The organism is Amycolatopsis sp. NPDC003676, from assembly GCF_053587275.1.
On sequence record NZ_JBSFNS010000009.1, the window covers coordinates 45,839 to 68,417 of the forward strand.

Genomic DNA, 22,579 nt, shown 5'->3' on the forward strand with positions numbered 1-22,579 from the left:
ACAGGAAAGCATCAGCCCGCGAAATCCTTTAATTCGTCGTCCCGGTATCCGATTATTCTCTCATTGTACAGCTGTGACGTCCCAGACCCGTCCCTCAGCCTGAGGCCATACGTCACGTAGCCGCGCTCAGCCTTGACGTGCACCTGATTCGCGTTACCCGGTTGCAGTGTCGGCAGGTGTCCCAGCCCGCGTTCCTCCAGCAGGGGAGCCGGCGGCCGACTGATCGCACCATGCTCGACCAGCATGTCCCTGGTGCCAGGTTTCATGAACATGGTGACGACGACATCGTATTCCCCTCTCTTGAACCGCGGAATCCTCGTCTTGATGTAGTCGGCCTCCTGAGTGACAAAACTTTCAGTCCGCTTCGGCACGATTCCATTCACCTTGAAAGACTCGAATTCCTTGCGGGACATAGCCCGGAAGAAGACCTCGACGTCTCCGTGCTGCGCCAACTCCGACATGGGCAGCGGATCAACGTTCTGCACCACTTCGCCGTTGGGTCCCCGGACGATGTCCCGGAAGATCCGATAGAGCTCGGCCGCGTTCTGCAGGCCTTCCGCGGTTCCGGACACCCGGCTGGCGGGAAGGTTCGGGTTGCTCGACGTCGTTCCGTCGACCAGGTAGTTCTTCTGCGCGTCGGCGGGAATGGCGTCGGCGACCCGCAGGGCGCGTTCCCAGGCGTCTTGCCGTGCCTTGATGCCCGGCGGCGGGGGAGGCGGCGGAGCCGGTCGCCAGGCGGAGCCGCCGCCGTGCCCACGCCGGCCGTGCGGTGCGGCGACGCCGTGACCGTGCCGGTCGCGTGGTCCGACGCTGTGTCCCCCGCGACGTCCTGGTGCTGGACCTGCGCCAGTGCCCGAATCGGAGTAGGAGGACCGGTAGGAAGGATTCCAGCCCCGATCACTCTTGCCCCAGCCGTCCGTGCGGTAGTCGCCCGGGCTGCCGTGATAGGTGGGTGCGTTCGCGGTGCCCTCGAAGATGAGGTCCACGGCGACCTCGACACCGAGGTGAATGATGATCACCACGCAGATCGGGCAATGGCCGTCCGGATCGGTGTAGTTGGTCGGCGACGCGTTTCCGAAGGTGTAGCGGTTTGAGGCCACGGACGGGTCCGCCGGCAGCGAGACGTCGTCCCGTGCGCTGAAGGTGCCCGTGCCCGGGGCGTACCAGCGTGCGCCCATGTCGACCGAGCCGGTGTCCGGATCGGTGTAGTCCGACTGGAAGCCCAGTGCGGATGTCGCCCCCGCGGAACCGGTCTTCGTTCCGAAGGGATCGAAGCTCGCCGAGCCCGTCAGCGCACTCGCGGAGGGATCGAGGCCTCCCACGACGTCGGAATGCCGGTCGGTGAGGGCTAACTGCCCCGCACCGCCGCCCGGACGCTGCGCGAGCAGGTCGTCGCCTGCCGACCGCGAGAAACTCGACGTGCCGTCCGAGGTCAGGTTCAGGCTCAGACCGTCGTAGGAGAACGTCTTGTCGTCACGTCCCGAAGTCCGGTCCAGACCGTCGTACGAGTAGGAGGCACCACCCTGCTTGACCGAGCGGTCGAACGCGTCGAACCCGAACGCGACGCCTCCACGGGATTCCAGGGTTCCGCGCGGGCTCCACCGCAGGGTGTCCGCACCGTCGGTCAGCTGGCGGTTCCGCTCGTCGAAGGTGGCGGTCTTGTCCCCCGCCTTGACACGGTTACCCGATGCGTCCCAGCCGTAGTCGACGGTCTGGCCACCCGCGGTCCACGACGTCAGACGCCCGGCGTAGTCGTAGCCGTAAGCGTTGTCGCCTGCTCCGGCGAACCCGGTGGTTTTCTTGCTCGTCAGCCGATCGTTGGCGTCATAGCCGTAGGTCATCGACGCCAGCGACGCGCCATCGGAGCCCTTGACCACATCGCCGGTCTGGCGGCCGAGGTCGTCGTAGGAATACGTCCGCGTCCGGCCGGAACCGTAGTCGACCGACGCCAACGCACCGGCACCGTCGTACCCGACCGTCTGCTTGACACCGGTCAACCCGTCCTGCTGGGTCGCCAGCCTGCCCTGGGCATAGGAGAAGGTCGCCGTCCCCGCTCCGTCAACACGCTGGGTCAGGCGCCCGGCCGCGTCGTAGCCGTAGGTCGACGTTCCGGCCACCGGTCCCGTGCTGGTCAGCAGATCGCCGCGGTCGTTGTAGGTGAAGATCTCCTCGCCCGTGGGCGTGTTCACGCCCACCAGCCGCCCCGCGGCGTCGAAACGCCGCTTGCGTTCAGTCGTCGGCTCGGCCGCCCCGGAACCTGTCTCCGCCGTCAGGCGCCCCAAGGCATCGACGGTCCGCTGACGCGTGACCCCACCGGGTGCCTGAAGGGTCAGGGCCTGACCGTTGAGGTCGTAGGACGCCGTCCAAGTGCGGTCGGCGGAGTTCGGGTGAGCGGCGGTCGCGGGTTCGACGACCGACTCCGGCAATCCCAGCGCGTTGTAGGTCTGGATCGTGGCGTTGCCGCGGCCGTCGGTGCTGCGGGTACGGTTGCCCGCCGCGTCGTAGCCGAACGACGTGGTGATGGTTTCCTTGTCCGACACGGGTTCCTGCTGCTGCACGAGCCGCCCGCGGTTGTCGTAGGCGAACTTCGTCGTGCGCAGCAGCGCGTCGGTCACCGAGATCCGGTTGCCGTCTTGGTCGTAGCCCGCCGACGTCTTGCGCAGGAGGTGCTCGTCCGGGGCGTACCAGTAGGCCCCGACGTTGCGGCCCGCGGCGTCGAAGGTCAGGTAGGTCGTGCGGCCGAGACCGTCGGAGGCCCGGACCTGGTTCCCGGACAGGTCATATCCCTGCTGAGTGATTACGCCAGCGGGATCGGTGGTGGAGACGCGCCGGCCGAGCACGTCATACGCGTGCTTCGTCGCCTCACCCGTCGGGGACATGGTCGAAACGACGTTGCCCGCGTCGTCGTAGCGGAGCTGGGTCGTGTACGCCGCCGGTTCCGGGCGTCGTTCGAGCTTCGTGGCGGTGAGCTGGCGGCCGAGATCGTCGTAGGTCGCCTCCGTCCTGGCCCCTGTCGGGTCCATTTCGGACAGTTGCTCGCCCGCGGTCGTGTAGGTGTAGCTCCAGACCCCGCCCGGCTGGTCTCCCGCGTCGGGTTTGGGATCGACGCGTTCCACCGGCCGGTTGAGCTGGTCGTAGCGGAACCGCGTGGTCGCGCCCATCGGATCGGTCTTCGACAGGACATTGCCCTGTGCGTCGTAACGCACCTTGGTGATCGATTTCGCCGCGGCGCTTTCGCCGGGCTTGCGGTAGTCGGGCGACGCTTGCTCGACGACCCGGCCCACGCGGTCGTAGGTCGTGCTGCTGACATTGCCGTTCGCGTCCCGCGCACCGGTGGGCTCGCCGAAGGCGTTGTAGCCGGTCGTCTCGCGAGCACGAGTTTGAACCGCTTGTCCCCCAGCGCTTTCGGCTGCGGCGGGCGGGAAGACGACCGAGCTGGCGAGCCCGGACCTGTCGTACTCGAAGTTCGTGGTGAACTGCGCGGGATCGGCACCCTCGACGTTGCCGCGCGGCGCCGTGACCGAGGTGACCAGGCCACGCTGGTCGTAGGTGTAGCTGGTGGTGAGCTTGCCCGAGGAACCGTTCATCACGGACGTGCTCGTCTGCCGTCCCGCGACGTCGTAGCCGTACTCGACGGTCTCGACCCGGCCGACATCGACCCGGGTGCTGTTCGAGCTGGCACCGGTGTGCTGAGCCCTGGTGACGTCGCCTCCCGGCGCGTACGTCCACTCGACGCGGTTGGCGAGCCCGGCCGGATCCGCCGTCTGCGCCGTGCCCCGCCCCGTGGCGTCGTATTCGTACGCGGTGAGCAGGCCACCGGGTGCCAGCCGCTTGACGACGTTGCCCGCGGCGTCGTAGGTGAGTTCTTCCAGTTTGATGTCGCGTTTCGCCGCGTTCGGGTTGTCCGGGTCCCGGACGTCACGGGCGATGGTGCGCCAGAGCTTGCCGTCGTCGAAGTACTGGTATTTGGTGGTCCGGCCCATCGAGTCGGTGTGCCGGATCCGGCGCCCCGCGAGGTCGTACCCGTAGGAGTCGAGCACCAGGGTCGGCAGTGCCGAAGTGTCCCCTTCGCCGTCCTGGTCCCCGGCCCCGGTGGACGGGTCGGTTGCCTGGCCGTGCCAGGCGCGCAGCCGGACCTCGGCCAGGGCATTGCGAGCCGTGTAGCCGTATTCGTACTTGTTCCCGCCCGGATCGACCATCCACGTCTTGTTGCCGAACGGGTCATAGCCGTAGAAGGTGTTACCGCCCTCGGCGTCGGTCTCCTGGCTGCGGCGGCCGAAGTTGTCGTAGGCGTAGGCCGTGATCCGGGCGGCGTCCCCGCCGGTCAGGTCCTTCGCCTCAGTCCGCAGGAGATTGCCGTCGGGGTCGTAAGCAGACACTGTCTGCGCGGTGTGCGTGATGTTGTCGAGCGGATTGACCACGCCGGGGCTCGTGACCGACACCTGGTGCGAAAGCGCGTCGTAGCCGTAGGTTGTCGTCAGCCCGCCGGGGTTCGAGTCGCTCTTCGTGGTTTCGGCCAGCTGCCTGCCGAACACGTCGTAGGTGTAGGTCGTGGTCAGCCCGGCAGGATCGACCACCTGGGCCAGGTCGCCGTTGCGGAAGTACGAGTACCGCGTCTCGCCGCCGCGGGGGTCGGTGATCAGCGCGATCAGCCCCGCCGGGGTGTTCCCTCCCCCGACCGCGGCATCGGAGCTTTCCGTGTACCGGTATCGGGTCGTCGCTCCGTCGGGCGTCGTCTTCGTCTGCACCAGGCCGCGCACGCCCAGATCGGTGTAGGTGTACGTCGTGGCGTACTTCGCGTCACCGGGGCCGGACGAACGCGCGTCCTTCGCCGACAACAGCTTGTCGTTGCGCGGATCGGTGACGTCGGCGGAGTTCAGGTAGTAGCTGTAGTAGCTGGTCTGGCAGTCGCCCGGCGACACCCGGCACGACTTGCGCGCCACGACGTTGCCGCGCTCGTCGTTGGTGAACACCAGGACGTTGCCGAGTTCGTCGCCGACGGTGGTCTGGAAACCCTTGTCGTCGTAGTCGTAGGTCCGCACGCCCAGTCCCGTGACCGGGCCGCCCGTCCAGGGACCGCCGCCGTTGACCGGACCGCCGCAGTAGGACGGTTCGCCCGGTTTGGGCGGCGCCGAAGGGTCGCACGGCGGTTCCGGCGGAGCGGGCGCTCCCGTGTTGTCGCGACGATCCTCGGGACGCAGGCCGAGACCCAGCGGCGCGACATAACGCAGGATCCGGCCGCGCATCGGGTCGTAGTCGTAAAAATGCGGACGGTTCCCCGGATCGGAGATCTGGGTCGTGCGGATCAGGTTGCCCTCGGTGCCGGTCACCACCGGGACGCCGAGCTTCCAGTGGCCGTCGTCCCGATCGGTGACCTCGGCCAGCCGGTCGGCGGCGGTGTTGTAGGACAGCTGCGCGGCGACCCGGCCGCTCGGCAGCGTGATCTTCGAGAGGTAGTCGGCGCCGGAGCCGGCCTGGAAGTGGGCCTGCGCGGTCGTGGGCCCGACGGGGTACTCGTAGAAGGCCACCTCGTCGATCTGGCCGGAGAAGAACCGGCGCGGCTCGGTACCCCACGCCGGCCATGCCGACGGCGGCACCGTGTAGGCGGCGCCGATCTGGTTGTAAACGATGTCGTCGTGCGAAATCTCGCCTTGGGCGCTGCCGACCTTTCGCCCGTCCAGGTACAGCGTCTGCGTCGCGAGCGACCCGGAAAGCACCACGTGATGCCACTGGTCGTTGTTGACGGCCTCCGCCGAGGTGATCGGCCCGACGCCCCCGTTCCAGAACTGCCCGCGCAGCTTGCCGTCGGTTCCGACGTAGAGCACCGGCACCGCACCGGTGGGCGTGCTGCCGATCGGCGCTCGCTGATAGCCGAAGAGCGGCCCGCCCTGGGAGGTCTTGAACCACATCTCGATGGCGAGATCGCGGTTCTTGCGCACCAAGCCGTCCGGCACGGTGACCACTGACGACGTGCCGTTGAAGGACGCGGCGGTGTCCGCGCCGTCCTTCAGCGGGCCGGGCTGGCCCAGGACGACGTCCTTGTAGGTCCCGTTGTCCTTGCCGAGTTTGAGCCCGTTCTGGCTTGCCGCCACGGCGCCGTTCGTCTCGCCGAACCGCCAGTACGAGGACGGACGCGAATCCACGACCGAACTCCGGTAGTGCGAACCCGCGACGTGGTCGTAGCCGGTGCATCCGTTGTTCGGATCGCAGACCTTGGTCAGCTTGTCGCCGTCGTAGCTGTAGGTCCAGGTGAGCTGCTTGCCGTCGATCGGGTCGGTCGCCACGGACGTCACGTGGTTGCCGGTCCACGTGAAGTACAGGATCCGGTCGCTCGTGCGGCTGATGATCCGCTTGAGGTGTTCGGGGGTGCCGTAGTCGAGCTCGATGTAGTGCCCGGCCTGGTCGTACACCGCGATGAGCCGGCCGTCGGGCCGGAAGCGGTACAGCGTCGAAGCTTTGTCGGTGAGGACCCAGCCGCCGCCGTTCGCCTCGACCTCGACGCGGAAGTTGGCCTGGCGCCCGGGCGGTGCGGCGAAGGAGCCGTCGTGGTTGCGGCCGAACCGTACCTGCTGCCCGTCGGGATAGGTCACCACGACGTTGCCCGAGCCGTCGTCGTCGGGGACGACCTTCATGTCGTAACGCGTCGACCAGCCTGAGCCGAAGAGGAGGTCCCGTCGGGGATCAAGGCTGTTGTACGTCCGCGTGATGTTCAGCTCGGGTCCGGTCACCTGTAGTGCCGCGTCGACGGCGCTCGAGAAGTAGTTGCCGGTTTGGGGATCGAAGTCGCGCTGCGCCCCGCTGTAGGGTGCGTTGGCCAGATGCGAGGTGATCTCCGGCTGGGGCACCGCGGTGAGCAGGTGGCTCGGGGCGAGCTTCTCGCTCTCCGAATGACCGTCGTAGGCGAAGGCCCGCCATTGGTAGTCCTTGCTCCATCGCAGGGCGCCGGGCGGGACGTTCCACGTCCGCTTGCCCACGTAGCCAGAGTCCACACAGGACACTCCGGTCAGCGTTCCGTCCGGCTGCTTCCGGTAGTCCTCGCAGACCTCGAAGCGGTACTTCAGGGCCGAGGACACCGGCGCGTCGACATCGACGGCGTCCACCCACAGCTGAGGGGTCAATGTCTGCGCGGAATAGCCGTTCGGCGGGTACTGGGCCTTCACGATCGGCGGAATGTCGAAAACCGTCATCGACAGGCGGGTGGGCGGGACCTGTTCGTCGGTGAACCACGGCCCGCCCCGGCGGAGCATGCTGAAGTCGAAGAGGTAGTCCCCTGGTTCGATGGCGCCGATCGTCGCGTCCAGCGTGACCGACTCGCCGCGCGGAACGTCGCGGGGCAGGCTGGCGGCTTCCTTGGCGACGACCGGCGCGCCGGCGGCGGTGAAGCCGCGATAGCCGAGCGCGTAGTCGGCCGCCCGCCAGGTTTCGGCGCTCCGGTTCGTCACCGTGATCCGGACCTTGCCGCCCTGCGTGCGCGTGACCGGCGGCTCGGGAACGCCGCGGTCGACTCGGTACCCGGCGTCGTAGGCGGAGTGAGTGACGAACAGTCGCGGCGGGTTGGCGGTGTTGTGCCCGGTGAACTTCTTCCAGCCGTACGGATCGGTCTCCGAAGCGCGGATGGTCAGCCCGTAGTTGGGGCTTTCGCCGGTGACCCAGCGCTGCACCAGGTCGCGGCCCGCCGGGCCGAGCGGGATGAGCTCGGTGGTGGACGGGCAACTGGACGCGTGCTGCTGGCGGCCGATGTAGCCGCGCGCGAACGACGGATCAGCCAGCGCCGGACCGTAGCCGGGGCCCGGATAGCCGCTCGCGGTGTTCCACGGCGCGGTGACCCCGTGCACCGTCAGCGGACGCGGCTGGCACGACCACGACCAGGTGTTCTTGAGGGTGAGCTGGGCACCGAGGATCTTGTGGTTGCGCAGCCGGGTTTCGACTCCGCCGAAGGACAGATAACTGGCGGCCCGAAGCGGACCGGTCGTCCCGGCCTTCAGTTCGGTCGACCCGTCGAGGCGGCTCCCGTTCTGGAAAACGGTGCCGCCGTTCGACGCCGTCGTGTCGACGCTGGGGTCCACCTCGACCGGGTACTTGCGGGCCGGATCGCGCAGCCAGGCCGCGTCGAGTTCCACTCGCAGCACGGTCTTCCCAGCACGTTCCACGAGCCGGTACGTCACTCCGCGAGACAGGGCGGCCTCACCGGTCTCGGGGTCGCGGGCGGCGTCGGTCATGAACCCAGCCGGGATCCGCGCGCGCTCCTGTCCGGCGGTGTCGAGCAAGGCGACCCGACCGTCCACAAGCGACGGACGGAGGCCATTGAGCCGCAAGGGGAATTCCCATGCCGTCGGAGCCTGGGGACTGTCGAGGACCAACGTCTCTTTCAGGCCGCCGGGCACCACGTCGAACCGGATGTCGGCGGATTCGCGGACGCCGCGGTAGCTGACGCTGCTGCCCGACACCTGGCCCGCGGTTCCGGCCGCGTCGGCGACGCCGAAACCGAACCCGTGTTCTTCGTCGAGTTTCAGGTCCACCAATGAATCCGGGGAGCCGGCCGCCGCGAACCCCACCCCGATGCTGTCCCCCGCGTTCCGCCAGCCCGCGCCGTTCTCCTTCGGCACGACCGTGGTGTCGATCGGCTGGTACTCACCGCTCGGAGTCCGGTAGTTGATCGGGTCCTGGCTGAACTCGGTGGTGTGGGTGCCGTCGGTGTTGGCGTAGGTCCGCTCGGTGGGCGTACGCCGCTCCGGCAGTTCCTTGCTCGTCTTCTCGTCGTATCCGGTGGCCCGCGACGGCGGCGTCTCGACCTTGACCCGGTTGGCGGCTGCCTTCTCGACTCCGGCCGCGATCGGGGCGTACTTCGACTGCAGAGACTTCGGGCCGGCGGAATTCGGCGCGCCCCCCGCCTCGTCCTGCTGCCCGGCGGCCGTTCCGCCTCGCTGCTTGGGCGATTTGGCCATGGCTTCGGCCAGCAGCGTCGCGTCGTCGTCCCGGCCGGGGATCGCGTAGTTGACGGCGGGACCGATCATCCCGGCGAGGAGCGCCAGCAGCACGACGAAGAGCAGGGGCCGGGTGAACATCTTCCGGGCACGGACGTGTCCAGCCTGACGAGCGAACATCGAGACCACCTCGAAGTCAGTCGGCGAAAAGGAAGCCAGGGAAAGGAATCGAGGGCGTCCGGCGCGGCCGCGTACTTCGGGGCGGCCGCGCCGGATACCGTCAGAACTGGGGCTTCGGCAACGGCCCGCCCACGAAGACGGTGCGATCGGCGTCGGCCGAACGCGCCGCGACGGCGGTGGCCGCGCCCGAACTGTAGGCGTAGGAAACGCCGTCGGAGCCGCGGAATACGGCGGCGACGCCGCCCGCGGAGCGGCTGACCAGGAACGGGTCCGTCGCGGACGGGTAAGCGGCTCCGGTCCGCGAATCCTTGAGTCTTTCCCAGGTGCGATACGCCGTGCTGCCCGGAGCCGCCTGTTCGGTGACGTAGACGAAGCCGTCGGTCGCCAGGACGGCCACGTGCACGATCCCCGCGGTGTCCACCGCGGCGGCCGGCGCGCCGGCGGCGGTCACCCCGGCCAGCGGCTTCCATTCGCCGGTGAACCCGTCGTTCGTCTCCCGCAGCGTGACTACGGCACCGTCCGGCTGGGTAGCGAAAACCTGGAGGTTCTTGTCCGGGTTGGCGACCGCGGCGGTGTTCTTTGTCCAGCCCGTCCCGGGGACCGTGATCCAGGGACCGAGCGTGCCGCCGAGGTAGGTGGCCTTGGTGTAGGCACCGCTCGTCGTCCGCGCGAGGATGTCGATGCCGTCCGGCTGGGCCACGACGGTGATGTCCGGGCTCAGCCCGGACGAGGGCAGCACCGTCCAGGGCAGGAACTCGCGGCCCACCGCGCTCTGCACACGCATCCACAACTTGCCGGAGGCGTCGACCGCGAAGGCGTATCCGAGGTTCTCCCGCATCACGAGGCTCGGCGGCCCAGGCGTCCAGCCGCCGAAACCGGTCAGCTGGGCCCAGCTCGTCGTGTTCGGAGCCTGCGTGCTGGCACGGGTTTCGCTGTCCTGGCCGAGCGCGGTCACCAGCATGCCGTATTCGTCGGAGCGCAGCGCGCCGGGCATACCGGTGAGCTGCTGGTAGCCGGGCACCACGGCGAAGTCGACCAAGGTGATGTCGTCCGAGCGCTGCCTGCCGTGGATCAGCCTGCCGAAGTCGTCGACGTAGAAGTGCTGCAGTTTCCCAGCGGCGCCCTCGAGAACGAAGCTCGGCGACGTCGGCCTCGACGGCACCGCAGGCCGCTGCGGCTGGCCGGGGTTGACCAGTTTGCAGTCGTCCGTGGTGATCGCCACCTGCCAGTCGGCCGGAACGTTGCCCACCACCTTGCCGGTGGGACCCGCCCACACCCCGCCGCCGAGGTAGCGGTACCACTTCAGCTCTTTGGTGTTCTTGTCGAGCGCGTAGAGGACGTCCCCGCCGGGCGAAGCGATCGTGCTGAAGTACTGCCAGCCGCCCGAACCGACCAAGGTGCCGTGCTCGATCCAGCGCTGGCTCGCCGCGTCGTATTGGAACCGGTACAGCACGCCCGCAGGCGTCCGCGCGTAGAAAACGCCATACCCGGCCGCGACGATCAGGTCGTACTTCTGCGCCGTCCACCCGGTGTCGATGAGCCGTTCGGTCCAGGTCTTGGCGGTCTCGTCGTAGCGCCGCCAGGTCAGGACATCGTCGTGCGCCCAGTAGAAGTCACCCGCACTGTCGACGGTGATGCGGTTGCGCATCTCGGGCTGCGTCACGTTCCACCCGGTCGCGATGGTCTGGGAGACGCCGCCGTTGTCCCACGCGTTCCCCTGCCGGCGCTGACGGATGACCACGCCGTCCTTCCCGAAGGAGTAGACCCGTCCGTCGGGTCCGGCCAGCGTGCGGCCGCTCCACGTGTAGCCGATCGTCGACCGTCCCGTCCAGGAGTTGATGCCGGTTTCGGGCTCGTTGTGGCGGTCGAGATCCAGATAAGTGTCAGGCCGGGTGTAAAAGACGGAAGCGCTTTCTCGACAGGTGATCGTGTCCGCCGCGGCAGCCACGTTCGCCGTGGGCGCGACCACCGCGGCGGTGAGCGCGGAACACAGGACCGTGGATCTGAGCAGAAAACGCCGCTGGTGCATGGAAAACCCCTCAGCTGTTTCAAGAAATGAGGCACAACGGAATTCCCCGGCCGCGACACACGGCGGGGCAGCACAATCGAGCACAAGCAGATTGCGCCGGACCTCACGTCCGGTACGCGATCATTCGACAGTGGACTTCAAGACCATCGCGATCGGGCGGCGGAAACGCTCTGACAGCTTCCCTCCCTGAAGCCGTCCACACCTCCCCGGTCAGCCGCCGGCCACCAGTTCGCGAACCTCGCGATCTTGGTATCGATCGCCCGGCAGATCCGTTACCCGCTTTTACGGAATTGCTCCGTTCAGTCCACTTTTCACCGCTTTGGCGGCCACGAGTCCCCCAAGCGGCGGCATAGCGATGCTGACGGGTTTCGGGCCGTCGCCGGCCGCCTCGCGCAGTTCGAGCACTTCGAAACCCGCGGCGGTCACGGCTGCGGGCAGTTCGTCGTCCAGGCTAGCGGTCACCGCGAGCGGCACGTCGAGGAATTCCAGCGGGTGCGCGTCGAACTCTCCGAGGCCGCCCAGCCCGTGGAGATCACGCGGCGAAAGGTCGCCCGGGAAGCGTAGGCACGTGCCGCCAGACCGAGGAGACGACCGATCAGCTGGACCTCGTCCTGTACGTCGCCGAGCCAATCGGCGACCCGGCTGCAGGATGCGCGATCTTCTACGACGACCAGCCGACCGCGAGCGGCGAACGGGTCTCTTTGAAGAACCCCAACACCGTGGCCTGCCGGGTGAATCGGGCAACCGCCGCGTAACGGTCGGTCCCGGTCACGCGACCTCCGAATAACCACACTGAACAGAAAGGCCCGCACATGGGCATCATCCGCAAGTCCCTCATGGTCAGCACCGGTGGCATCGTTCGCGGTTCGTCGAAGAAACAGCGCGTCGCCAAGGCTCAGCTGAAACAGTTGGAGGCACAGACCCGCGCTCAGCAGGCGACTGCCGCAGCGGCCGTGAAGCAGGCAGAGGCCGTCGCTGCCGCCGTTGCGGCCGCTCCCGCACCGGCACCCGCCCAACTGTCCGCACCCGCACCCACGGCCGCCCCCGCCGCACCCGCGCAGGGCTGGTACCCGTCGCCGAACCAGCCCGGCCAGCTTCAGTGGTGGGACGGTGCCGCGTGGGCGGAGAGCTTCGCGCCCGTATCTCCGCAGTAGCCCCGCAGGCACGAGAAACCCCCGGCGTTCTCGGGTCGCCCGGGGGTTGTTGCTGTTCGGGAATCGCGCACCGCCACGACCTCATCCCGCATCGCGACCTCCGCAGTTGCCCTCGCCGCCTGCGCCGCACCTGGACTTTCGCCATCCGGCCTTGTCCGTTGACGACTTCAGCGAGCGCGGCTGTCCACTCGCATCCCCTGCCCGCTAAGCGAGCGCTATCCTTATATGGAGCGGCTTTTCGGGGCCAGACCACGCGCTTGCATTGCCTCGTGATCGATCTGGCGACCAGGACGCACCCGTGCTCGCTCAGCTTCGACCGGTAACCCCCGGCGCGTAAGCGCGCAGGAAAACCCCGACCCCGGACCGGATTACCGTTTCCCAGTCCTCTCCTGGTTCGGCCGCGGCGGCGCTGCCCGCGGTGAGTTGCACGAGGTGTACCGCGGCCAGCGACGGGTCTTCCAGCTCTAAGTGGCCGTCCGCGGCGAGCCTGCGCAGATGATCGGCCAAGGCTTGCCGTACGCGGGTCGGGCCGCGTTCTTTCCAGGCTGCGACTGTTTCCGGGGCGATGTGGTCGAAGTCGGCTTGGATCTGGCGCACCAGTGCCCAGTGCGGTTCGGTTTCCGGGTCGCGTTTCGCCCACTGGAGGCCGAATTCGACGAGGTCGGACTCGAGGTCGGCGATCCGGCCCAGCAGCTTGTCGGCGACCGCGATCTGGCGTTCGGCCACGCGGTCCGAGCTGTCCAGGATTACCGCGCGGAACAGTCCGGCCTTGTCGCCGTAGTGGTTGTAGATCGTCCGCGACGAGACGCCGGCTTCGGCCGCGAGCACGTCGATGCTGGCGCGCGAGTAGCCGTCGCGCGCGAAAACCCGCAGGGCGCCGTCGAGCAGGGCACGTTGTTTGTCCGTCCGCACGGGGTCAGTATGCCGAAGTACAACGGTCGTTGCAAAAACTACAACGAGCGTTGTACCTTCGGGGCATGACTTCTCCGCTTCGCATCGCCGTCATCTCCGGAAGCACCCGACCCGGCCGTCGCGCTACGCAGGTCGCTGAATGGACCCGTGCCCGCGCCGCCGTCTTTCTCGGTGACCGGGCCGAGGTGTGCGTGCTCGATCTCGCCGACATGGGCCTGCCGTTCCTGGACGAACCGCTGCCCGCTGCGATCGGCGGGTATCGCAACGACCACACCCGGCGCTGGGCCGAGCTGATCGACGGTTTCGACGGCTTCGTTTTCGTGACGCCCGAGTACAACCACTCCATGCCCGCGGCGCTCAAGAACGCCATCGACTTCCTGTTTTCCGAGTGGGCCGACAAAGCCGCCGGTTTCGTCAGCTACGGAACCAACGGCGGCACGCGCGCCGTGGAGCATCTGCGGCTCACGCTCGCCGAGGTCAAGGTCGCCTGCGTGCGCTCGCAGGTCGCATTGGGATTGTTCACCGACTTCGTCATCCCGGATATGGCCGAGCCCGGCACCTTCGCCCCTGCCGACCACCACGAAGGCATCCTGACGCGGATGCTGGGGGAACTTGTCGACTGGTCGACCGCGCTGCGCACCCTGCGGGTCTCGCCGTGACCACCGTCGCCGCCCCCATCGACCGCGCGACGTGGCGGATCTGCTGGATCATCGTGTTCGGCGCGTTCGCCAGCGGTCTTGACGCTTCCGTGGTGACGATCGGCCTGGACTCGATCAGCAGCGATTTAGGCGCGGACCTCTCGGTGACGCAATGGGTTGCGAGCGGTTACCTGCTCGCACTGGCCCTGTCGCTTCCCTTGACTGGCTGGCTGGCACGACGCTTCGGCGCCGGCCGGGTGTGGCTTTTCGCGCTGGCCGCGTTCACGGTGGCGTCCGGGTTGTGTGCGGTAGCCCCGGATGTCGTGGCGCTCATCGCTTTCCGTTTCCTGCAGGGCTTGGCCGGGGGCGTGCTGATCCCGGCCGGGCAAACCGTTCTGGGCCAACAGGTCGGGGCGGCGCGGCTGGGGCGGGTGATGGCGACGCTCGGGATCGCGGTGAGCGTCGCGCCCGCGCTCGGCCCGCTCGCTGGCGGGTTGATCCTGCACGGTCTTTCGTGGCCGTGGCTGTTCCTGATCAACCTGCCGATCGGGGCGGTCGGCCTGGTTCTCGGACTCCGCTACGTGCCCCGCGGCTCTCGGGAGGCCACTGGCGGAATCGATTTCGTCGGCTTGGCTTTGATCGCCGCTGGGCTGCCCTTGGTTCTCTACACCGTGACGACGTGGGGCGATACCGGACGGCTTGAGCTGCCGATTCTGGTGCCTGGTCTGGCTTTACTGGCGTCGTTCGCGGTGCGGTGCCTGAGGCATCCGCATCCACTGCTGGACTTTTCCTTGTACCGCAACCGGCTTTACCGAGCGGCGAGTCTGGCCGCCGCTTTCAACGGGGCGCTGATCTTCGGCAGCGGGATCGTGGTCACGCTGTATTTCCAGCTGGGCCGGCACCTGGATTTCGTTGGCACCGGCCTGAGTTTGCTCGGCTTCGCCGGTGCGACGGCGGCGATCGCGCCGGTGACGGGACGGACGGTGGATCGGTACGGTGCCGCGCCGGTCGCGCTGGTGGGTGCGGTGCTGGCGGTGGTGAGCACGGTGCCGTTCGCGTTCCTGCCGGTGGACGCGCCTGGCGTAGTGGTGCAGGTTTTGCTTGCCGGGTACGGGGCTTCGGTGGCGCTGGTGAGCATGCCGATGGGGATCGCGGCGTACAAGACTGTCGAACCGTCACGCCTTCCGGACGCGGCTGCGCAGGTGACGATCCTGCTCCGGGTCGGCGGATCGCTCGGCGGTGCGGTGTTCGCGGTGCTGATCGCCGGACGGTTGCCGGACACTGATACCGCGTTCCGCCTGGGGTTCGGGGCGATCAGCGTGGGGGCGGCGGGATCGTTGGTGACGGCGTTGCTGGTGGCCCGTGCTTCCCGCGCGAAGCCGCTACGACGAACCTGAAATCATGACCGCCATGAGCCAACCCCCAGACGGTCTCCCCGCCTACCGAGTCCTCACCGGTCCCGATGACGCCGCCTTCTGCCGCCGGGTCAGCGAGGCCCTCGCGCTCGGCTACCGCCTGCACGAGGGGCCCGCGCTGACCTTCAACGGCGAGAACGTCATCGTCGCCCAAGCCGTGCTCTGGCCAGAAGCCGAAAGCCACTAGCCGCTAGCGGTCGCTCCGGGGAGACACCAGCTCGCTAGGCCCGCCACCGGATTCCCCGGCCACCGCGGCCAATTCCTCGCCCACCGACTCCGACGCCTTCTTCGTGTCCTTCGTCAGCAGCGACGCCACGGCACCGATCAGGCACACCACGATCGCGAAGCCGAACGCCACCGCGAGGCCGTCCTGGAACGGGCTCGAGATCAGGTTCGGGAAGAAGCTGCGGCCGGTCAGGAAGCTCGCCTGGTCGGCGGGCAGACTGCCCAATTGGCCGCCCAGCAGCTGCTGGATCGGGTTGTAGCCGAGGAACGCCGCGAACAGCACCGCGACCGCGGGCAGATGGGCGACTTGCTGTGCGGCCGCCTCCGGCACACCGTGCTGGGTCAGGCCCTGCGACATCGCGATCGGCAGGTGGTCCGATAGACCGGCGATGATCAGGCTGAAGAAGAAGCCGATCGACAGCACCATCGCCGCGTTCTGGAAGGTCGTCATCATGCCCGCGCCGGAACCTCGCGCGTCGGCGGGGAGGCTGTTCATCACCTCGGCGCGGTTGGGCGAGGAGAACATGCCCATGCCGATGCCGTTGAGCAGCAGGATCCCGGCGAACGCCCAGTAGTCGAAGTTCACCGGCAGCAGCATCAGCAGCAAGAACGTGAGCGCGGTGATGACCAGGCCGCCGGAGGCGAGCGCGCGGCTGCCGATCCGGTCGGACAGGATGCCCGACGTCGGCGCGGCCACCAGGAAGCCGATGGTCAGCGGGAGCATGTAGATCCCGGCCCACAGCGGCGTCTGCTCGAAGGTGAAACCGTGCTGCGGCAACCAGATTCCCTGCAGCCAGATGATCAGTACGAACTGCAGCCCGCCGCGGCCGAGCGACGCCGTCAGGTTCGCCAGGTTGCCCCAGCTGAACGAGCGGATCCGGAACAGCGACAGCCGGAACAGCGGGTTGGCCACCTTCGTCTCGATCACCATGAAGGCGATCAGCACCGCGACGCCGCCGATCAGGCACGACAGCACCATCGGGCTTCCCCAGCCGGTCTGCGAAGTCCCGTACGGCTGGATTCCGTAGGTGATGCCCACCAGCACCGCGATCAGGCCGACGGCGAAGGTGATGTTGCCCCACCAGTCCATTTTCGCGTGCTGGCGGACGCCGGTGTCGTGCAGTTTGAGGTACGCCCACACGGTGCCGATGACGCCGAACGGCACCGACACCAGGAAGATCAGGTTCCAGTTCACCGGCGCGAGCACGCCGCCGACCACGAGGCCGAGGAACGAGCCCGCGATGGCCGCGACGCCGTTCATGCCGAGCGCGAGCCCGCGCTGGTTGGCCGGGAAGGCGTCGGTGAGGATGGCCGACGAGTTCGCCATCAGGAACGCGCCGCCGACGCCCTGCACGATCCGCCAGCCGATCAGCCACAGCGCGGCCGCGTCGCCCTGGAACCAGGTGATGGCCAGCATGATCGAGGAAACGGTGAACACGGCGAAGCCGAGGTTGTACATCCTGGCCCTGCCGTACATGTCGCCGAGCCTGCCGAACGCCACCACCAGCACCGCGGTGACCACGAGGAATCCCATGATCATCCACAGCAGGTAGCTCGTGTTCGACGGCTCCAGCGGGTTGATGCCGATGCCCTTGAAGATGTCGGGCAGCGCGATCAGCACGATCGACGAGTTGATCGTCGCGATCAGCATCCCGAGCGTCGTGTTGGACAGCGCGATCCACTTGTACCGCGGACCGAGTTCCGCGATCGAATACGTCCTGCGCTCCGCCACTGTCGAAAACCCCTCTCCGAGCCGTTCCCTTAGCTAGGCTAAGCAAGTTGCTTGCGGTAGGCAACCAACAAAAGAAAACGACTGGGAGACAAGGGTCACAAACGGATGACTATCCTTTGTGGACTGTTTACTTTCACTCGGTCGAGTTACCGCTGTGCGGGACCTCCGACGACCTTTCCGGGATTGAGGATCCCGTGCGGGTCGAGGGCGTTCTTCACCGCGTGGTGCAGGTCGAGAACAGCCGGTCCCAGCTCTTTCTCCAGCCCTGGCTGCTTCAGCAGGCCGACGCCGTGCTCGCCGGTCACCGTGCCGCCGAGTTCGAGCGCGTCGGCGACGATGTCGTCGAACGCGGCCTGCGCGCGGCGTTGCGCGTCGTCGTCCCCGGTCGGCGTGATCAGCAGCGGATGCAGATTTCCGTCGCCGATATGAGCAATATTGGCGATTCGCGTGTCGTGCCGTTGTGCGGCCAGATCAATCCTGGCGAGCATTTCCGGCACCAAATGCGTCGGCACGCAGACGTCCTCGGTGAGCACCGGGCCGAGCCGTTCGAGCGCCGGGTACGCCAGCCGCCGGGCGGCGAACAGCGCGTCTGCCTCGGCCTCGTCGGTCGACTGCGCGGCCCAGGTCGCGCCCGCCTTTTCGAAGCACTCCACCATCACGGCGGCCTCGTGCCCGCCCGGCACGTCACTGCGGCCGAGCAGCACCACATTCGCGTCCGCGGACAGGCCCATGTTCTTCCAGGCGTCCACCGCGGCCAGGCAATGCCGGTCCACCAGTTCCAGCGCCGAGGGCACGATCCCGGCCGCGCGGATCGCCGCTGCCGCCTCCCCCGCCGCGACGGTCGAGTCGAAGTACCCGGCGACGGTCGCCTCTGGCGCGCGTTTCGCCCGCAGCCGCACGGTGATTTCGGTGATGACGCCGAGCGTTCCCTCCGACCCGACCATCAGCCCGGCGAGGTCGTACCCGGCCACGCCCTTCGCGGTGCGGCGGCCGAGCCGGACGAGTTCGCCGGTGCCGGTGACGACCTGCAGGCCGAGCACGTAATCGCGAGTCACGCCGTATTTCACGCAGCACACGCCGCCCGCGTTGGTCGCGACGTTGCCGCCGATGGTCGACCACGGCGAGCTGGCCGGGTCCGGCGGATACCAAAGCCCTTGTTCGGCGCAGGCCGCGCGGAGATCGTCGTTGACCACGCCGGGTTCGACCACGGCGAGCCGTTCCACCGGGTCGATCTCCTTGATCGCGGTCATCCGGTCGGTCGCCAGGACGACGCATCCGGCCAGCGCGTTCGCCCCGCCGGACAGCCCGGTCCCCGCGCCGCGCGGCACCACCGGCGTGCCGTGTTTGATGCACTGCCGCACGGTCGCCTGCACCTCGTCCGCGGTGCGCGGCCGGACCAGGACCGCCGGTTCGCCGTACGGCGCCCACTCCGCCTCGTCGTGCGCGAAGCTGCGCAGCACGTCGGGGTCCCGCACGATCCGGTCGTCCGGCAGGACGGTGTGCAGGTCGTCGATCAGCATGGGGGCTCCCGCGTTCTTCCGGTCCGCTTTCCCCGCCAGGTTAGGTCGAAATCCGGGCTGCCCGTTCGACGTATCGGTGAGAGCGCTTCGAGGAGGCAGCCATGGGCACCACCGTCACCCGCCGCGGGATCTCGATGCTGCGTGCCGTCGCCGCCGGGCGCGGACGGCTGACCTGCAGCTGCGAACCGGATCTGTTCGTGGACGGCCTGCCGTGCAGCGACCAGTTCACCGCGCACGCGCTCGCGCACGCCGGTCTGCTGTGCGCGAAGGAACCGGGGCCGTTCGGGCAGCCGGTGCCCGCCGTCCTGACGCCGGCCGGGGAAGCGCTGCTCGCCGCCGCCTGACCCCGGCTACCCTGACCAGCAGGGGAACGGGAGGGCGGAGCAGATGGCTTCCGGAGCATCCGGAACGGACACCGCACGACGCAGGCGGCGCACGACGGCGGCGCTCAAGGAGTCGCTGCGGGAACTGCGCAATCAACTGTCGCTGCTGAACCACCAGGTCGGCGGACGGCTGAAGCTCAAGGACGTCGACCTCGACTGCCTCGAACTGATCTCGTCCGCCGGACCGCTGAGCCCCAGCGCGCTCGCTCGCCGTGCGGGCCTGCACCCGGCGACCGTGACCGGCATCCTCGACCGGCTGCAGCGCGGCGGATGGATAGCGCGCGAACGGGATCCGGACGCGGCCGACCGGCGTGCGGTCACCGTGCGGGCGGTGCCGGGGCGGACGCAGGAGCTGTTTCGCGTGTACAGCGGGATGAGCTCGGCCATGGACGACCTCTGCGCCGGATACACCGAGGACGAGCTGATGCTCATCGCCGGATTCCTGCGCCGCACCGCCGAAGCGGGCCGGGCGGCGACCGACGAGCTCTCCGGGGAATGACAAAGGGCCCCGCCGCTTCGCCCGAGCGCGAAACGACGAGGCCCCGGTATCAGTCGCTCAGCTGTCGAGCGTGCCGTACACGATGATGTTGTCGAGATAGCTCTTCTTCTCGGCGTCGAACGCGCCGCCGCAGGTGATCAGGCGGATCTGCGAGTCCGTGGTGTTGCCGTACACCGCTTCGGTGGGGAACGTCTTCTTCGCGATCTGGTCCACCTTGGTCACCGTGAACGAGGCCGTCGAGCCGTCCTTGCGCCCGATGATGACCTTGTCGCCCTTCTTCATCTCGTGCAGCCGCCAGAAAATGCCCTTCTGGTGGTTGCCGTCGATGTGGCCGAGGACGACCGCCGGTCCGACCTGGCCCGGCTTGGGGCCGAAGTGGTACCAGCCGGCTTGCAGCGGCTGGTCGACCGGCGGCACCTGGACGGTCTTGTCGTCGTTGAGGCCGAGCGGCACCAGCGACGAATGCGCGGAGATGCTGGGGACGTCGAGCGAAACCGGGTCCGCGACCTGCTGCGCGGCCGCCGCGGAACTCGCCGGGGCCGCGGCGGGCGGAGTATCCGCCGAACCGCAGCCCAGCAGGGCGAAGTTCGCGACGAAAGCCAGCAGGAGCGCGAAAAGCCCGAACCGGGAACGGGTCACCGGGCGGTCGCCAGCGAGCCGTCGCCGGTCTCCGGCGCGCCGACCGGCACGACGGTCACCTGGCCGGGGCCTTCGGCGGGCGGGGTGGCCGGCTTGCTCGGCTCGGAGGGCTTGGTGGACGACGGCGGGGTGGTCGGGTTGCCCGCGACCTTGGCGCAGGTGGCCGACGCGAGGACGATGTCGCCCTTGCCGAGCGCGCCGGTGACGTCGCCGCCGAGGAGCTTGATGCGCAGCGCGTTGACGGTGAGGCTGCCGTCGGAGTGCTTGATCTGCTCGTTGACGATCACCTGCAGCACGCCGTCGATGCCGAGCTTCTGGTTCGGCTTGGTCGACACCGGGATCTTGCCGATCTTGCCGAGGTCGAGGCCGGCCAGCTCGGACGAGGCGGTGATGCCGTCCGGAGCGGACTTGCACTCGGAGCTGATCACGCGGGCCGTGGGCGTGGAACCGGCGAGAGGGGCGAGCACCGGGAGCGCGGCGTCGACGATGGAGGCCTTCGAGTCGACCGGACCGTTGCTGCTGTCCTGCTTCGCCGAGCTGCTGATGACCTTGGCCGTGACCAGGCCCTTCAGCGGCACGTTCACCACCTGCGCGGACTCCGGGCCCTCGGTCGAGGACGGGGCGATCTTGCCGGTGTCGACCGTGATCCCCTTGTCGCCGAGCACGCCGGGCAGCAGCGAGACCGAGGCGGACGCGCCGTAAGCCGAGCCGGCGGGCGACCCGGCGGCGAGCGCCGGCGGGGCGACGGCGGCGGCGAGCAGAGCCAGCGCGGGAACGGCGACCGCGACGGTCCGTCCGCGCAGCAGGGCAGAACGCATGAATTGTCCTTCCGAACATCAAGAATGAAGCCGCCGCACGGATCCCCGAATCCACGCGTGACCGAGCACAACTGTCGGTCCCTGGCAGAGCGCGACATTATCAAGACGCCCTGGAAACGCAAAGCAAGATCCGTCGCGCAGCGCCCCCGCCCGCCGGTTCCAGTGACCACAATTATCGCAATTTCACCACTAAAGAGTGATGTAACGCGACCTCGTCGACACCGTTTTCTCACGCTGAGCTACCGGAACCGAGGCCCGCCTGGCGGATTGCCCCTCACCCGACCCGGAGGAGTGATCCTGCGAAGGGTTCGATTCGGATACTCATCGTCATGTGACCGCTACCGTTCCCCGGCGGCCATTCCCGGTTCGCCAATTCGTCCCGCACCCTGCGCGGGCATCGGCGGAAAATGTCCACAATGGAATCAGCCGGAACGGAACGAGCGAACGGGGAAAAGGGTACGATTTTCTTGTCCAGGGCGGTGACCAGCGGCAATGCGCGATTGTGGACAGTCCGAAAAGGACTCGCGGCGCGTTCTCCGATTACTCGACGGTGACGGTGACCTGATAGAAAATCCCGGTCCGGTCCGGAAACACCAGCGCGCCGCGTTCGTCGACCATCTTCCACAGGACGTGGCAGACGCCGGTGCCGGTCGGCGTCACCGGGACGCTCACCTCGACCAGCTGTCCCGGCTCGGCGTCCGGGACCGGCACGCGCGGCGGGGACGGGCACAGCACCGTGGTGCCGCCCGCGACCTGCAGGAAGCGGCTGCGCCACGGCACCGAGCCGGTGTTCTTCAGCCGCCAGATTTTCGTGAACGTCTGGCCGTAGCGGGTTTTCGCGCCGTCGGGGAAGGTGACGTCGCCGGAGAGGCCGTCGCCGCCGAAGCCGGACGAGTCGCCGGGCAGCGGGTAGTGCGGGGCGGCGGCTTCCTTGTCGCGGGAGGACGGCGTGGCCAGGACTACGACCGCGGCCACGAGTCCGAGGACGACCAGGACGGTTGCCGCGACGACGATCGAGCCCCAGCGGCGGGTCTTGGCAGGTTCCCGGGACGGAGTGGCGAAGGGCTCGGCGGGAGAAGGGGCGTCGGCTGCGCTCCAGTCCTCTGCGCTGGACGGCTCGGAGTGCGTCTCGAATGCCTGGTCCGGGGAACCGGTCTCGCCTGCCGAGTCCGACGGCTGTCCCTCGACCGCCTCTTCCCATCGCGCCAGCCACTCGCGCCGTACCGTCTCCTCGTCGCGGCCGAGTCCGGTCACCGCGAGGCTCCGGACGAACTCCCAGGTCGTCGGCCAGGACGGCGCGCTGCGTCCGCGCGTGGCGGCCGACAGGGCCGATTTCGACGCCGCCGCGCCGAGTTCCGTGCGCATCCGGTCGTAGGACGGGTCGCCTGCTTCCCGCTTCAAGTCCAGCAGCTCGCAGGCGAAACGGGAGACCGGACCCGCCTCCGCGTCGGGCACGATGTGCTTGCGACCTCGGCGGGCCTGGGGCTGCCCGGCCGCGGGCTCGCTCATGA

Annotated in this window: 15 protein-coding genes; 7 read left to right on the forward strand and 8 right to left on the reverse strand. The window is 68.4% G+C overall.

What is annotated here, in order from left to right; all coding sequences use genetic code 11:
• Nucleotides 1-11: 11 nt before the first annotated feature.
• Nucleotides 12-9,104 carry a LamG-like jellyroll fold domain-containing protein gene (locus tag ACWDNU_RS07930; protein ID WP_449668233.1) on the reverse strand — a complete coding sequence of 3,031 codons (9,093 nt, stop codon included), beginning with the start codon at nt 9,102-9,104 and terminating at the stop codon, nt 12-14.
• Nucleotides 9,105-9,204: 100 nt separating this feature from the next.
• Complete coding sequence (locus ACWDNU_RS07935) at nt 9,205-11,133, reverse strand: tachylectin-related carbohydrate-binding protein (RefSeq protein WP_449668234.1); 1,929 nt, start codon at nt 11,131-11,133, stop codon at nt 9,205-9,207.
• A 246-nt stretch (nt 11,134-11,379) separates the two neighbouring features.
• On the opposite strand from ACWDNU_RS07935, the gene ACWDNU_RS07940 reads away from it, so the two are divergent.
• Together ACWDNU_RS07940 and ACWDNU_RS07945 are read left to right on the forward strand one after the other, a co-directional pair.
• Nucleotides 11,380-11,697 (forward strand): hypothetical protein, encoded by a 318-nt coding sequence (locus tag ACWDNU_RS07940; RefSeq protein ID WP_370939371.1) that lies wholly within the window; start codon nt 11,380-11,382, stop codon nt 11,695-11,697.
• A gap of 248 nt (nt 11,698-11,945) precedes the next feature.
• Complete coding sequence (locus tag ACWDNU_RS07945) at nt 11,946-12,287, forward strand: DUF2510 domain-containing protein (protein WP_370939373.1); 342 nt, start codon at nt 11,946-11,948, stop codon at nt 12,285-12,287.
• A 306-nt stretch (nt 12,288-12,593) separates the two neighbouring features.
• Here ACWDNU_RS07945 and ACWDNU_RS07950 read toward each other — a convergent pair whose 3' ends face one another.
• Entirely contained in the window at nt 12,594-13,199 is a 606-nt protein-coding gene (locus ACWDNU_RS07950) for a TetR/AcrR family transcriptional regulator (protein WP_449668235.1), read from the reverse strand.
• A 65-nt stretch (nt 13,200-13,264) separates the two neighbouring features.
• Here ACWDNU_RS07950 and ACWDNU_RS07955 point away from each other — a divergent pair, with 65 nt between their 5' ends.
• Genes ACWDNU_RS07955 through ACWDNU_RS07965 form a run of 3 tightly spaced genes read left to right on the forward strand, consistent with a single transcriptional unit; the run spans nt 13,265 to nt 15,439 of the window.
• The gene (locus ACWDNU_RS07955) at nt 13,265-13,858 is read left to right on the forward strand and encodes an NADPH-dependent FMN reductase (RefSeq protein WP_449668236.1); all 594 of its coding nucleotides are present in this window, start codon (nt 13,265-13,267) and stop codon (nt 13,856-13,858) included.
• The gene (locus ACWDNU_RS07960) at nt 13,855-15,234 is read left to right on the forward strand and encodes a DHA2 family efflux MFS transporter permease subunit (protein WP_449668237.1); all 1,380 of its coding nucleotides are present in this window, start codon (nt 13,855-13,857) and stop codon (nt 15,232-15,234) included. The genes ACWDNU_RS07955 and ACWDNU_RS07960 overlap by 4 nt, the downstream gene beginning before the upstream one ends.
• 13 nt (nt 15,235-15,247) lie before the next feature.
• Complete coding sequence (locus tag ACWDNU_RS07965) at nt 15,248-15,439, forward strand: DUF1737 domain-containing protein (RefSeq protein WP_449668238.1); 192 nt, start codon at nt 15,248-15,250, stop codon at nt 15,437-15,439.
• 3 nt (nt 15,440-15,442) lie between these two features.
• On the opposite strand, the gene ACWDNU_RS07970 is transcribed toward ACWDNU_RS07965, so the two are convergent.
• Both ACWDNU_RS07970 and ACWDNU_RS07975 read right to left on the reverse strand, forming a co-directional pair.
• The gene (locus ACWDNU_RS07970; protein ID WP_449668239.1) at nt 15,443-17,209 is read right to left on the reverse strand and encodes an MFS transporter; all 1,767 of its coding nucleotides are present in this window, start codon (nt 17,207-17,209) and stop codon (nt 15,443-15,445) included.
• Between the two features lie 146 nt (nt 17,210-17,355).
• Nucleotides 17,356-18,729, reverse strand: coding sequence for an FAD-binding oxidoreductase (locus ACWDNU_RS07975; protein ID WP_449668240.1), 1,374 nt, complete (start codon nt 18,727-18,729; stop codon nt 17,356-17,358).
• Nucleotides 18,730-18,830: 101 nt separating this feature from the next.
• Here ACWDNU_RS07975 and ACWDNU_RS07980 point away from each other — a divergent pair, with 101 nt between their 5' ends.
• Both ACWDNU_RS07980 and ACWDNU_RS07985 read left to right on the forward strand, forming a co-directional pair.
• A complete protein-coding gene (locus tag ACWDNU_RS07980) occupies nt 18,831-19,073 on the forward strand; it encodes a hypothetical protein (RefSeq protein WP_449668241.1) in 243 nt (80 codons plus the stop codon).
• 43 nt (nt 19,074-19,116) lie between these two features.
• Complete coding sequence (locus ACWDNU_RS07985; RefSeq protein ID WP_449668242.1) at nt 19,117-19,611, forward strand: MarR family transcriptional regulator; 495 nt, start codon at nt 19,117-19,119, stop codon at nt 19,609-19,611.
• A 57-nt stretch (nt 19,612-19,668) separates the two neighbouring features.
• On the opposite strand, the gene ACWDNU_RS07990 is transcribed toward ACWDNU_RS07985, so the two are convergent.
• The 3 genes from ACWDNU_RS07990 to ACWDNU_RS08000 all read right to left on the reverse strand — a co-directional run bounded on the left by ACWDNU_RS07990 (nt 19,669) and on the right by ACWDNU_RS08000 (nt 22,577).
• Nucleotides 19,669-20,250: a class F sortase gene (locus ACWDNU_RS07990; protein ID WP_449668243.1), complete on the reverse strand. Its 582-nt coding sequence runs from the start codon at nt 20,248-20,250 to the stop codon at nt 19,669-19,671.
• A complete protein-coding gene (locus tag ACWDNU_RS07995; RefSeq protein WP_449668244.1) occupies nt 20,247-21,068 on the reverse strand; it encodes a choice-of-anchor P family protein in 822 nt (273 codons plus the stop codon). Before ACWDNU_RS07995 ends, ACWDNU_RS07990 begins: the two co-directional genes overlap by 4 nt.
• A gap of 540 nt (nt 21,069-21,608) precedes the next feature.
• Nucleotides 21,609-22,577, reverse strand: coding sequence for an NBR1-Ig-like domain-containing protein (locus tag ACWDNU_RS08000; protein ID WP_449668245.1), 969 nt, complete (start codon nt 22,575-22,577; stop codon nt 21,609-21,611).
• Nucleotides 22,578-22,579 lie beyond the last annotated feature (2 nt).